This window comes from Clostridium sp. YIM B02500 (assembly GCF_022324665.1).
In the GTDB taxonomy this organism is placed as follows: Bacteria; Bacillota; Clostridia; order Clostridiales; family Clostridiaceae; genus Clostridium; species Clostridium beijerinckii.
On record NZ_JAKGTE010000003.1, the window covers coordinates 1 to 13,772 of the forward strand.

Annotated in this window: 13 protein-coding genes; 12 read left to right on the forward strand and 1 reads right to left on the reverse strand. The window is 28.9% G+C overall.

Going from position 1 to position 13,772, the window contains the following annotated elements:
* Positions 1 to 35: 35 nt before the first annotated feature.
* Positions 36 to 623: a hypothetical protein gene (locus tag L1S46_RS02660; protein WP_238899178.1), complete on the reverse strand. Its 588-nt coding sequence runs from the start codon at positions 621 to 623 to the stop codon at positions 36 to 38.
* Between the two features lie 1,058 nt (positions 624 to 1,681).
* On the opposite strand from L1S46_RS02660, the gene L1S46_RS02665 reads away from it, so the two are divergent.
* From L1S46_RS02665 to L1S46_RS02720, 12 genes are all read left to right on the forward strand, one after another.
* On the forward strand, positions 1,682 to 3,370 hold the full coding sequence (locus L1S46_RS02665; RefSeq protein ID WP_238899179.1) for a sensor domain-containing diguanylate cyclase: 1,689 nt from the start codon (positions 1,682 to 1,684) through the stop codon (positions 3,368 to 3,370).
* A 526-nt stretch (positions 3,371 to 3,896) separates the two neighbouring features.
* The gene (locus L1S46_RS02670; protein WP_238899180.1) at positions 3,897 to 5,495 is read left to right on the forward strand and encodes an MBOAT family O-acyltransferase; all 1,599 of its coding nucleotides are present in this window, start codon (positions 3,897 to 3,899) and stop codon (positions 5,493 to 5,495) included.
* The gene (locus tag L1S46_RS02675) at positions 5,482 to 6,846 is read left to right on the forward strand and encodes a lipolytic protein G-D-S-L family (RefSeq protein ID WP_238899181.1); all 1,365 of its coding nucleotides are present in this window, start codon (positions 5,482 to 5,484) and stop codon (positions 6,844 to 6,846) included. Before L1S46_RS02670 ends, L1S46_RS02675 begins: the two co-directional genes overlap by 14 nt.
* 42 nt (positions 6,847 to 6,888) lie before the next feature.
* Positions 6,889 to 8,400 (forward strand): amino acid adenylation domain-containing protein, encoded by a 1,512-nt coding sequence (locus tag L1S46_RS02680; RefSeq protein WP_238899182.1) that lies wholly within the window; start codon positions 6,889 to 6,891, stop codon positions 8,398 to 8,400.
* A gap of 309 nt (positions 8,401 to 8,709) precedes the next feature.
* On the forward strand, positions 8,710 to 8,937 hold the full coding sequence (locus L1S46_RS02685; protein WP_017210807.1) for an acyl carrier protein: 228 nt from the start codon (positions 8,710 to 8,712) through the stop codon (positions 8,935 to 8,937).
* A 178-nt stretch (positions 8,938 to 9,115) separates the two neighbouring features.
* A complete protein-coding gene (locus L1S46_RS02690) occupies positions 9,116 to 9,664 on the forward strand; it encodes a VanZ family protein (RefSeq protein ID WP_238860558.1) in 549 nt (182 codons plus the stop codon).
* Positions 9,665 to 9,757: 93 nt separating this feature from the next.
* Positions 9,758 to 10,291 carry a hypothetical protein gene (locus tag L1S46_RS02695; protein WP_238899183.1) on the forward strand — a complete coding sequence of 178 codons (534 nt, stop codon included), beginning with the start codon at positions 9,758 to 9,760 and terminating at the stop codon, positions 10,289 to 10,291.
* Positions 10,245 to 10,424, forward strand: a complete 180-nt coding sequence (locus L1S46_RS02700) for a hypothetical protein (protein ID WP_238899184.1) — start codon at positions 10,245 to 10,247, stop codon at positions 10,422 to 10,424. Before L1S46_RS02695 ends, L1S46_RS02700 begins: the two co-directional genes overlap by 47 nt.
* Positions 10,425 to 10,588: 164 nt before the next feature.
* Positions 10,589 to 10,843 carry a hypothetical protein gene (locus L1S46_RS02705; RefSeq protein WP_238899185.1) on the forward strand — a complete coding sequence of 85 codons (255 nt, stop codon included), beginning with the start codon at positions 10,589 to 10,591 and terminating at the stop codon, positions 10,841 to 10,843.
* A 268-nt stretch (positions 10,844 to 11,111) separates the two neighbouring features.
* Positions 11,112 to 11,312 (forward strand): hypothetical protein, encoded by a 201-nt coding sequence (locus tag L1S46_RS02710; protein ID WP_238899186.1) that lies wholly within the window; start codon positions 11,112 to 11,114, stop codon positions 11,310 to 11,312.
* Positions 11,313 to 11,952: 640 nt separating this feature from the next.
* The gene (locus L1S46_RS02715; protein WP_238899187.1) at positions 11,953 to 13,197 is read left to right on the forward strand and encodes a replication-associated recombination protein A; all 1,245 of its coding nucleotides are present in this window, start codon (positions 11,953 to 11,955) and stop codon (positions 13,195 to 13,197) included.
* 122 nt (positions 13,198 to 13,319) lie between these two features.
* Entirely contained in the window at positions 13,320 to 13,772 is a 453-nt protein-coding gene (locus L1S46_RS02720; RefSeq protein ID WP_011968438.1) for an Rrf2 family transcriptional regulator, read from the forward strand.

The window sequence follows — 13,772 nt, forward strand, 5'->3', positions numbered from 1 at the left end:
TTTTATTCTACCTCCAACCTTATAAAATAAACATATTACTTTTTGAAGTTTACACGAAAGTCTTGACAGACTCGAGTTTTAAGGTATTCATAATAGTAACGAATAGCTTCATCAACAATGGTATTTAAATAAACATTATCATCAATATGAATGGCTTTAATTTTACTTAAGATTCTTACAGTAGAACGTCTTAAAGTATAGCTTCTTACCATATCAAAAGCTTCGCCATCAACAGATGGTGTTCTTCCATTTGGATTAACTTTTAAAGTTCTGTGGTCCAAAATTTCATTTTTGACATCAGGATTATATGGAATATCATGAGAATTTAAATTAGGTGTAGTATTAGTGCTATCATTGTTACTGTAATCATTATTATTATTGCTATTATTATTATTATTATTATTGTTGTTGTTGTTGTTGTTGTTGGTATCGTGAATAGTGGGTGGCGCAGGATGTTCAATAAGTTCTTCACCAGAATCAAAAGAAAATGATTTTATAAGAGTCCCATCTAATTTAAGCTCTCCTTCTGAGAAGGTAAATATATCTGAAGATTCATTTTCCTCAATGGAAAAATCATCCTTGATTTCGCCTTTTACCTTAGATCTTTTTACAGACATGTTCATTTATAATTCCTCCCTATGTATTAAAATATGAAGAAATAATATATTATATAAGCCTTGTCATATGCAGAATTAATTACCCCCTCATATAGGATATATGCAAATATTAAAATATATAAATACTTTAATATGAAAAAATTTAAATTTTTTTATATATTCATAGGTTTCTAGGTTCATATTTTAGAATAAAAATAGGTTTAAATGTTTCTAGGAAAATAGGTTTATGGGAATATATTTTTCTAGGTAAGTATGTTTATAGAAAAATATTTACCTAGGAAAATATTTAAATATGTAAATATTTATAGGAAACATGAGGGTTTGAGATAGATGAATGAAAATTTATATAAAATATATTATGGCAGAAGTTAATAGTGACAGCCATAAAAGAGTACTTAGTACATTTAGTACATTTATTGTTTTAAGTAAATAATTTATAGGTTATAATATTATGTATGTTAAGTGTGACAAGCCAAAGGAGAGATAAGTTTGAATTTAGAACAGAAAATTGTTGATGATATATTGCGCATATGCTATAAGTACGAAAGTATTAATAAAGTTATTCTCTTTGGATCTAGAGCAAGAGGGGATAATTATTTATGAGAAGCATTGATTTTAAATATATGGAGTTGTGGATGTGTTTGCTTAGCCAAAGTTTATGAAGTATGCAATCAGAAATAGTTAAAAGTGAAAGATAAAAATTTGATTAATATTTATTAAATTGAATATGTACTGCAAGAATTCTAGCAGTAATTGTGAACTATGCATTGAAAATTATGAACTGTGGCTTGTGTTTTGAATTGTGCATTGTGCATTGAAACATATATTATATCGAAAAGGGAGATTTAATAGTGAGTAAAAGCTTTACATTTAAACTGTATCTAATCTTTAGTACTATTGCTATATTAATGCCTACATTATTTATTATTTTAGTGCAGCAAAAAATAATTATATCCTTTGAAAAATGGGAAATTAGCAATTTTATTTATTTCATGTTTACTATTATTTTATTATTAGCCATTATTGTAAATAAAATTATAAGAGTATATATAAAATTAAAACAAATGAAAAGTAATTTAAATATTGGAGATAGGAAATATTCTAATGATGTTAAATTAATAGATGGAGAATCTCTATTCAATGAAATAGATAAAATAAATAGAAGTATAAGAATATTAAAATTTGAAAATAGTATTTTATATGATACAGCATTTGCTATATATAATATGGCATCTATCCAAGAGTTATTAGATACTATATTAGCTCGTCTTGTAACTCACACAAATGCAGATTTTGGATTAATATTTTTGTTAGAAAAAGATGAACTTAAACTGAAATCACATTCTAATGTTTTATATGAAGAGTTAGAGAAGACAACTTTCAGAATAGGTGAAGGTCTTGTTGGATGGACATTTTATAAAGAACAGGGGTTACTCACGGATGATGTTCAAAAGGATTTTAGATATATACGGTGCATAAGTGATACAAGAGCTCAGATTACAATTCCTATAAAAATGCATGAAAAAATATTGGGTGTATTAGTTTTAGGAAGTAAAAAAGCTTCAGATTTTGGAGAATCAGATTTTAAATTGATTAATACTATATCTGGAGAAATTGGACTTGCTATAAATAATGCCAAATTAACTGCTAAGCTTCAAAAAGAAAATCAAAATAATCAAAGACTGTTTGAGCTAACTAAAAGAATAACCTCATCTATGGATTTGGAAGAGGTATCTAATATGGGTATTAAGATAGTAACTGAGATTATAGAAGTTCATTCATGTACTTTAGGTATATTTGATAAAGTAGATGAAAATAAGATTAGTGTTATTTCATCTTATGGGGATGATAAAAAAGGTTTGGAGTTTAGTGGAACTGTGGAAGAAGCTTTTAAAAAGAAACATATGGCTGAAATAAAAACAGATAAAGGATACATATATTCTATTCCACTATTATCAAAAGAAAGTTGTATGGGTATTTTACATATAAACACAAAAAATAAATTGACAATAGAAGAAATTGAACTTATAAATGGAACCATAACACCTTTGACAAGTGCGCTAGAAAATGCCTTTTTATACAAAAATGTAGAAAGATTAGCTACAAGAGATGGACTTACAGGAGTCTATAATCATCGTTATTTTCAAGATATGCTTGATGAATATATTATAAAAGTTCAAAAGGATGAGAATGATCTATCTATGGCAATGATTGATATAGATAATTTTAAAAAATATAATGATACTTATGGACATCCAGTAGGGGATCTTCTTTTAAAAAAGGTTGTAGAAGTTATGAGAAGCATTTTGCGTGATGAAGATGTCATATTTAGATATGGTGGAGATGAATTCACGATAATTTTGCCTTATACTAATAGTGAAGATGCAGGGGCTATTATGGAACAAATAAAAAATATTATTAGTGATTATAAATTTGAAATTGGTGATAAAGAAGAAGAAACAGAAGAAACAGCATTAGATGTAGAAGTGATAAAAGAAAGCATGTTCAAATCGGAAAAATTATTTAATTCTAATATCTTTAAGAAGTGGATTTCTGAAAAAGTTGGACTAAGCAAATCTAAGTCTATATCTAATACTTTTAATATTACTATTAGTGTAGGAATTAGCTCTTTAGTTGATGTTAATTATGATAAGGAAATGTTAATAAAAAATGCAGATAAAGCATCATTAAAATCAAAACGAAATGGAAAGAATCAAGTAACCATATGGAAGCCAGAATTAAATATGGATTAAAAAATAATCCAAAATTAATATATAGTTTCACACTGAAATTTAGATCAGGATATTACATAAATAAAAATATTTTCAATATACATATGAAATAGCAATGCGTTGTACCGACGGGAATATCACTTACCGTCGATACAACGCATTTTTTGTGGAATAATATGTGGACTATAGATAAACAATTTATGATTTCGGCGAGTTATATGCATAAGTTCAGGTCTTAGTTGGGTTATCTATACAAAAGTATTAAAAAATTCTTATATTTGTTATTTTACATATGGAACAAATGTTATAAAGTGCTATAATAAAAAATGTTTGGATATTAAATATTTTTTGCCATATATAAGTTTAAATAGTATAATTCATTCTTTATAAAACTATATATTGAAAAAATGATTCTTCATCATAATTCTAAAAATATTGCAAGAATTTTGGCCATAATTGTGAATTGTAGTATATAGTTTAAGATAAATTTTTATGAATTAAACTTTTTGAAACATGTATATTAAGCTCTTTATAAGGATGTGGAATAATGTCGTTTTTGCAATTTAATTTTTGTATTTTTTTTGTTATATTGATTTTGGCATACTATATTTTACCTAAGAAGGTTCAATGGATATGCTTACTTATTGGAAGTTACATTTTTTATATATCTGCTGGTGTAAAGACTGTTGGATATATAATTTTTACGACTTTGACAGTCTGGGTTGGAACAATTATTATAAGTAAAATTAGCGAAAATATGAAAATTGAATTAACTGAAAAAAAAGAAACACTGACACCTGAAAGTAAGAAACAAATAAAGGCTCTGGCAAAGAAGAAGCAGAGAATAATTTTTTGGTGTGTTTTATTAAGTAATTTTGGAATTTTAGCGTTTTTAAAATATTTTGATTTTTTATCAAAAAACATTGTTGGATTGTTTAACATGGTAACGCATCATGGAACAGTTCCAATGAAGTTGGATTTACTGTTGCCATTAGGAATATCTTTTTATACGTTTCAGTCTATGGGATACCTAATTGATGTATATAATGGAAAATATAAAGCAGAAAAAAACTTATTTAAATTTGCACTGTTTATTTCATTTTTTCCTCAAATTGTACAAGGCCCTATTAATAGATTTGATAAATTATCAGAACAACTATATAAAACTCACAGGTTTGATTGGCAGAAATTTAAATATGGGCTCCAATTGATCTTATGGGGACTTTTTAAGAAGATGGTAATTGCAGATAGAGCAATCACATTAGTTAATGAAACATTTAAGAACTATGATAATTATGGTGGTGCAATTACAGTAGTAGGAGTTTTATTCTATTCATTACAGCAATATGCAGATTTTTCAGGTGGAATTGATGTGGCTATGGGTATCTCTGAATTACTAGGAATAAATATGGCTGTGAATTTTAGAAGACCGTATTTTTCAACCTCACTATCAGAATTCTGGCGCAGATGGCATATTTCTTTAGGTGCTTGGATGCGTGATTATATATTTTATCCTCTAGCTCTTTCAAAAAAAATGTCTAAAGTATTAAAACTAGCAAATAAACATCTTGGAAGAAAAGCAGGAAGAATCATTCCAGTTGCCTTTTCTAACTTAGTGGTATTTTTAGTTGTTGGTATCTGGCATGGAGCTTATTGGCATTACGTAGCGTGGGGATTATATAACGGAATTGTTATTGCCTTTAGCACTATTGTAGAGCCGTTTTATGAGTGGTTAAAAAGAGTGACTAAAGTAAATACTGAATGCTTCTCATATCATTTATTTAGGATATTAAGAACGTTTTTTATTGTAAATTTAGGATGGTATTTTGATAGAGCAAGTAATCTGAACTCTTCACTTTACATGTTACATAATACCGTAGCAAATTTTAAAATCACTCAATTACTTGATGGTACAATTTATAAACTTGGGCTTAAAGAACAGGATTTTAGAATTTTATTTTGGGCAACGGTTATTTTATTTGCAGTAAGTGTATTGCAAGAAAGAGGAGTAAAAATACGTGAATTTTTATCTAAGCAAAATTTAGTTTTTAGATGGGCAGTATTTTATGCATTAATTTTTGCTGTCATAAGTTTTGATGCTAGTTCTGGAAATCTCCTAGGAGGATTTATGTATGCGCAATTTTAAATATAAATGGTTTAGTGGAATTATATTTATAATGGTCTTTATTATTTTAAGTTATGGCTTAGCATTTGCACTTGTACCAAAAGGCAATTATTCGCGAATGACCATGCGTGAAATGTATTCTGAGAAGAAAGATTTTGATGTGGTATTTGCAGGTGCATCACTATCTCAAAGAGACATTAATCCGTATATTATGGATAAGGAATTAGGAGAAAATACTTTCAATTATGCATTTTCTCAGCAAATGTTTGTTGGTACTTATTATTCACTGAAAGAACTATTTTCTTACCATAAACCTAAACTAATTGTTTTGACAGTTGATCCAGATACTTTTACTAGCAAGGAAGAAAAGCCAATAGTATTTCTTTCAGTTTCTTTATATATGAAATCATTTTTAAATAAGCTTGAATATTATTTTGCATCGTCTCAAGATGGTTCTTATTTAGACAGGCTATTTCCGTGGCGTGGATATGATGTGAAATCACCTCTTGATGTGGTGGAAAATATTTATGGGAAGTTTGATTCTTTTTACACAGATTATCCAAAACCAGGACAGGTAGAAGCTATGGAAAACAATAAGAATGGCTATGTTGGAAAAGGATTCAACAAGGTCGATCCTAGTGAGCAAAAAGGAACTCTAAATTACGATAATTTGAAATTACCTCCGGCTAATAAAAATATAGGTGATATAAACTCAAAAGATACTGAATATTTAAAGAAGATATCTCAATTATGCAAGGAAAATAATTGTGAGTTAATTCTTTTAACAACACCATTTCCTACATTTCAAATTCTCAGAGTAAAAAATTACTTTGAATTTGATAATAAGGTGGAGGAGATAGCAAAGAATCTAGATATTGAATATTACAATTATAACTTAATAAAGCCAGAATTGTTTAAGCTTAAAAATGACTATCTTTGTGATACAGAGCATTTGAATACTAAGGGAGCAGAGGCTTTCTCTAAATCTCTAGCAGCTTTCCTGAAAATGCGCGAAAATGGTGATGATATGAGCAAATATTTTTATAAACAAGATGAATATTATGCATCAATAGATTATGTTTCATCTGCGTGGTTTAATTGGAAAAAGAGTGATACTACTATAACATTAAAAGCCGATTCCTTGCATGGATCTAAAGTTACACCAGAATACCAATTTGTATTACTAGATTCAGAAACTGGACAGCAGCATATCATACGAGATTATGATAAAAATCCGGATTTCGTTTTTGATTCCAAGTCTTATAAGAAGTTTAAAATACGAGTAAATGCTAGGGCAAAAGGATCTAATAATAATGAAGCTATTCGTCATTATGATGAAGATGTCTCCAAAGAAGAGTTATATAAAAGATAATATAAAGTAAGCTATGAAAAAATAGATTATGGAGGAAATATTATGGAAAAAAGCATTTTATCTTATCTTGAAAAATCAGAAAAAAAATTTCATAATAAAGTTGCTTTTTCTGATGGTAAACATGAATTAACTTATCATGAATTAGTTGAAGAATCTAAAAGTATTGGTAGTTTTTTGATAGAAAACATAGGTATGCGTAAAGCTGTTGTTGTCTATATGGAAAAAGGCGCGCGAAATATTTCAGCATTTATGGGGGCAGCATATGCAGGTTGCTTTTATGTGCCACTGGATGCTCAAATGCCTGTAGAGCGTATTAACATAATATTAGATACATTGAAGCCAGCTGCTATAATTTACGACGATAAAACAGAAAAATATCTTTCCCTTATAGAAACAGATTGCATAAAGGTATTGTATGATGAAATTCATATGTTACCAAAAAATGAAGAAAAACTAGAGACTGCAAGAAGGCAAATGATTGATACTGATCCTTTGTACATTCTTTTTACAAGCGGGTCAACAGGGATTCCAAAAGGTGTTATTGTATGCCATAGATCTGTAATTGATTATGCAGACTGGGTAGTTAAAACTTTTGAGTTGAATGAAAATACTACTTTTGGAAATCAGACACCATTTTATTTCAGTATGTCTGTATTAGATATATTTGCAACCATTAGAAGTGGAGCGACATTATATATTATTCCTAAAATGTTATTTTCATTTCCAGTAAAGTTACTTGAATTTTTAAATGAAAAAGGAATTAACATGATTTATTGGGTTCCATCTGCATTAAGTATAGTGGCTAATTTAGGAGCTTTAGATGTCATTAAGCTGCCTGATTTAAAGAAGATTTTATTTGCAGGAGAGACAATGCCTACTAAACAGCTTAATATATGGCGTAGACATGTTCCTGATGCAGTATATGCAAATTTGTTTGGACCAACTGAGATCACAGATATAGGAATATACTATATAGTTGACAGAGAGTTTAATGATGATGAACCTATCCCAATAGGGGTGCCATGTGATAATGTAGATGCTTTGATTGTGGATGAAGATGGACAACTTGTTAAAGAATGTGGAAAAGTTGGAGAATTACTAATTCGTGGATCTTTCTTGGCTTGTGGATATTATAATAATCCAGAAAAAACAAGAGAAGCATTTATTCAAAACCCACTAAATAAGAGCTATCCTGAAACTGTTTATTGTACAGGAGATTTAGTTTACTGGAATGAGAATAGAGAATTAGTATATGTTTCGCGTAAAGACTTTCAAATTAAACATATGGGAAATAGAATAGAGTTAGGTGAAATAGAAAATGCAATGAGCGCCTTAGAAGGTCTAGATATGTGCTGCTGCTTATATAATAAAGAAAGTGATCAAATTGTTGCTGTATATTCAGGAAGCCTTGAGACTAAAAAACTATCTCAGAATTTAAAGAAAAAGCTGCCTCGTTATATGTTGCCTAATGTCTGCTATAACAGAAGCACTATGCCACTCAATATGAATGGAAAAATAGATCGTAAAAAGCTAATAGAAGAATATATAAAATAAATAAACAACATTAAATTTAGATTTATGTTGTAACTTACCGAAATTATAAATATTTTGATTCCGAAAAACTATGAAAATATCGCTGAAGGTTCTAAGCAACAGGTTGCATCCACTTTAGCATGCTCCAACTTTCAGTTTGACAAGCTAAAATGGAACAACCTACCGCTAAGAACCTTTAACAACTCATTTTCAAATGTTTTCTACACAAATATATTTATAATTTCTAGTGAAGATATGAACTTAAAGTTTTAGTAAATTTACAAATATGTTTATATAATATGTAAAATCATACAATCAAGGAGAGATATTATGGAAAAGTTAATTGAATTATTACAAGGTGTTAGAGATGATGTTGATTTTGGTACATGTACAACTTTAGTTGATGAAGGGATTTTAGATTCATTTGATATTGTTGAAATCGTTAATGTAATTGATGATGAATATGATATTGAAGTTCCTGCAATTGAAATAATTCCTGAAAATTTTAACAGTGCAGAAGCAATTTTTAACTTGATACAACGTCTTTTAGAGGAATAGATTTTATTATAAGTTAAATGGCGAGATTAAAAATTATAATTATATAAAGTTATTGCACTAAATTATGTTTAGTGCAACTTTTGTTTTAAGCAAGTGATTTATGGGGTATAATATAAGATAACTATTAACAGTATTGAAATGAAATTCACAAACGGTCTAATTAAAAAGAGGTGGTCACTTGAAAAAAATCGTTATACTTTTATGTTTGTTCTGGATGGGATTTATATTTTATATGTCAGGAAATAACGGAACAATTTCTCATGAACAAAGCACTAAAGTGGTTAATATAATTGAAAATGCTCAAAGAAATCAAGAAAAATCACAAGCTGAAAATAAAGATAAGGCAGTAAGCAGTAGTGATAGTTCACAGGTAAATAAGAATAGCATTAATGTTAAGCAGGAAGAAGCAAGTAATTTAGATCATATAGTAAGAAAAAATGCTCATGCATTTATGTATATGGTACTAGCAATTCTAGTTTGCGGTGCACTTTTTTCTTATAATAAAAGCGGAAAAGGTATGATAATTTATATATTGTTTATTTGTTTATTTTATGCCGTAACTGATGAGTTTCATCAATATTTTATACCAGGAAGGACTTCATTAGTTAGTGATATTTTAGTTGATTTTATGGGAGCGATGATTGGATTGGGATTATTTTACTTTTGTTATTATAAGATTTATAAAAGAAATAGTTTTGACTATAATAGTGCAAAAATACTTGAATAATTTTACAACTAAATAAAATAAAAAAACATCTATGATAAATCCTTGTTATAATTGAGTTACCACACAACAATGACAGCAAGGAGCTATACATAAATGTTTCAGAACACAATTATATCAGATGAGTTATCAATATACAATTTTTTAAAACAACTAAATTTTGATTTTTACTTAACTAAGCCTCAATTAAAACATCTAGAAAATATAATGAATGCTATGATATCAAAAGTTTATAACTGTAAAATTTCTGACATAGCGGAGCTTGCTCATTCGAAACATCGAACTAGTATTACTAGATTTTTTTCAAATAGTAATTGGAATGAAAAATTTTTAGAAAGAGCATTAAAAGCATATATCATAGAACTTATTTGGGCTAAATCAAGAGAATCCAAACAGCCAATATACTTTATCATTTATGACACTATTTCTGAAAAGACAAAGCCATCGTCAAAGGCTAAAAATCCAATTGAAAAGTATTCGTTTCATAATTCTCATTTAAAAGGTAAGAATGTATATGGTCATCAAATGGTAGTTTCTTTACTATTGTGTGACGGATTAGTGCTGCCATACTCAATTGATATCTATGATAAAGATAACTCAAAAATTAATTACAACACTTCCAAAGCCTGAAAATAAAGACTATGTGTTAGCAGATAGTTGTAAGGATATTTTTAATGTTTCTGAAAAAGCCGGCTATAGCTATATTGGTGCTTTAAAAACTAATAAGGTTATTTTTCCGTATGGCCATGAAAGACTAGGATAAAACTTCATAAGTTTGCTACATTATTAAAGATTGAAGACTTTGACCTCGTCACCGTCAAAGATAAGGAATACCACATTTACAATTATGTTGGCAACTTAAAAGATAGAAAGATTGTTTCTGCTGTTTTAAGTTATCCTAAAGATGATTTCCAAAAAGATGGAGCATTGAAAACTTTTATTTCTTTAGAGAAATCATTAGCACAGTTAGATATTTTAACTCAATATACTGACCGATGGGCAATCGAACCATTTTTTAGAGATTGCAAAACGTACTTAGGACTAGATGGATATCAAGTAAGAAGTGGGAAAAGCATTAATATATATCTAATCATAATGTTAGTAAATTATACTTATTGCAAAATATACTGTACTGATTTTCTTTACTTTAATACTGGATATAAAGTTGCTAAAAAAATTTAGAGAATTCCAAAGTAATATATATTTACAAAGCTGCCGCAAGCGGTACGCCGATAGAAAAAATTTTTGAGTAATTAAAAATAGCTTAATAATCTGTTTTTTTATTCAACTGTAAAATTATTCAAGCAAAACTGCACTATTATAGTTTTAAATAAAGATTGAATATTTTTTCTTATTAAGGTATATACTTAGTATATGAAATTTTGAATTTACAACTATTTTATACAATTCCGCTCACGAGAAAGGCTGGCTGACAGATTAAACTATAACGATGAATTCAGATACTTGTCTTGTTAAGAAAGATATAAATACAAATGATGGAACTGATGCAGGTATAACACAAGCTGGATTAGGAGAATATATAATTGAACCAGGTACTAAAGGAACAGTAACAGCCGTTATTTCTTTATTAAATACTAAAACAGGACAGTTATATTATGTAAGTTCTTCAGCTACAACATTCCAAGCTTAATAGCTGAATTTATAGACGAATATAAAGATTTGAGAATTATTAATTATATTTGTATTAAACTAAGAGTTTTATAATCAAATGTAATAGTAATACTTATTCATTAATAGCAGAAGCAAAGCAGTAAGAATTTTGAATTCTTACTGCTTTCTTATTTTTTTATATCTGCTATAATATTACTTGTCGCTATTTTTATTTCTAGCGAAGAAAAATATTGGGGAAAGTGTTACTTTATATAAAATAAAGTTTATTATATATATTGCAAAAATAAATCTTCGTCATAATTCTAAAGATATTGTGAGAATTTTAGACGTAATTGTGAAGGGTGCATTGTGAATTGCAACATATATAAGTTAAGAGGCATTAAAGAAAAAGAGAAGTCCAAAACTACCAAGAAGATTTTGGGTTAGACATAAGTAATATAGCAGTAAGAGCGGCATTGCTAAGGATATATCTGTTGCTAAATAGAATGTCAAATTAGTCTTTGAGATTTTTATCCAAAGGATTAAAAAGTCAGATTTATAAAAAACATCTGACTCAGTAGTCGCCTGAGATTTTACTCTGAGAGCGAATGCGTAAAGTGAGATTTATTATTATTTTGAATTACGTCTTAAAACGATAATTGCAGAAAGGAGTGGAAAAGGTGAGACCATTAGCAGACTTAATGAGACCTAATAAATTAGAAGATTTTGTAGGACAGCAGCATATATTAGGGCAAGGAAAGCCATTATATAACTTGATATCTGGAAAAAACATATGTAATTGCATATTTTACGGACCACCAGGAACTGGAAAAACAACTTTAGCTAATATAATGGCTAATTATGTAGATAAGAAATTTTATAAATTAAATGCAACAGTTGCATCGGTTAAGGATATTCAGGACATAACTAATAATATAGATAGCTTATTAAATTATAATGGAGTTGTTTTATATATTGATGAGCTTCAACATTTTAACAAAAAGCAGCAGCAGGCATTGTTAGAATTTATAGAAGATGGAAGAATAACTTTGATTGCAAGTACAACTGAAAATCCATATTTCGTTATACATAAAGCTATAATAAGCAGATGTAATATATTCTCTTTTAAACCTTTAACTACAGGTGACATAATAGTTGGTCTTAAGAGATCTATACAAAAGCTTATAGATGAAGGGATAGAAATAGAATATTCAGATGAGGCGCTGGAGTATATAGGGGAAATCTCTCAAGGTGATTATAGAAAAGCTTATAATATTTTAGAGCTGGCTGTAAACTCTCAGGTTAAGCAGGTTAGAGTTATTTCGAGCGAATATATTGAAAGTCTAGGCCAATCAAGTATGCGGGCTGATTCTAGTGGAGATGAATTTTATAATTTATTAAGTGCTCTTCAAAAAAGTATAAGGGGCAGTGATCCTAATGCAGCAGTGCACTATCTAGCTAGATCGATTAAAGGAGGAAATTTAACTGCTATAATTAGAAGAATATCTGTTATTGCAGCAGAAGACATTGGTCTTGCATTTCCAAATGCATTATCTGTTGTTAATTCAGGAATAGAACTTTCGTTAAAGGTTGGACTTCCAGAGGCAAGAATAATTCTTTCAGAAATAGTTGTATATTTAGCAACGCTTCCTAAATCTAATAGTGCATACTTAGCTATAGATTCTGCTATGAGTGATCTAGAAAACATGAATTTTGGAGATGTTCCAATGCATTTAAAGGATGCTCATTACTCTGGAGCAGCAAACCTTGGTGTTGGTGGCTATAAATATCCTCATGATTATCCTAATCATTATGTAAAACAGAGTTATTTACCGCAAGAACTGCTTGGAAAGATTTATTATAATGAACAAAATAATAAATATGAAGAGAGTTTGAGGAAATACTGGGCAGAAATAAAAAAATAATAGCAATTATCGTTTGACAAAAGCCGAGTATTTTGGTAAGATATAAGCGAATTTAATATATCTTTTATAATACTAGAAAAACAAAGAAATATCAACAAAAAACGAAAAGGGGTGAAGAAATAATGAAACTTTCAACTAAAGGAAGATATGGAGTTAGAGCTATGGTTGACTTAGCATCTAATTATGGTGGTGCCCCAGTTTCAATAAAAACTATATCAAAGAGAGAAAATCTTTCGGAATACTATTTAGAACAGTTATTTAGCCCACTTAGACGTGCTAATATGATTAGAAGTATAAGAGGTGCTCAAGGTGGATATGTTCTATGTAAAGCGCCAAAAGACATAACAGTTGGCGATATTATGACTATTCTTGAAGGGCCAGTTGAGATAGCAGATTGTATTGATGGTGTTGAGTGCGATAGCTCGGATTGCTGTGCAACCAAAGCAGTTTGGGAGAAGATCAAAAGAAGCATAGACGATGTTATGAACTCAATTACATTACAAGATATACTTGATGATTATGAGACAATTAAAAACAATAAGAATAATATTAAGATAGTGGATAGGAGTGAATGA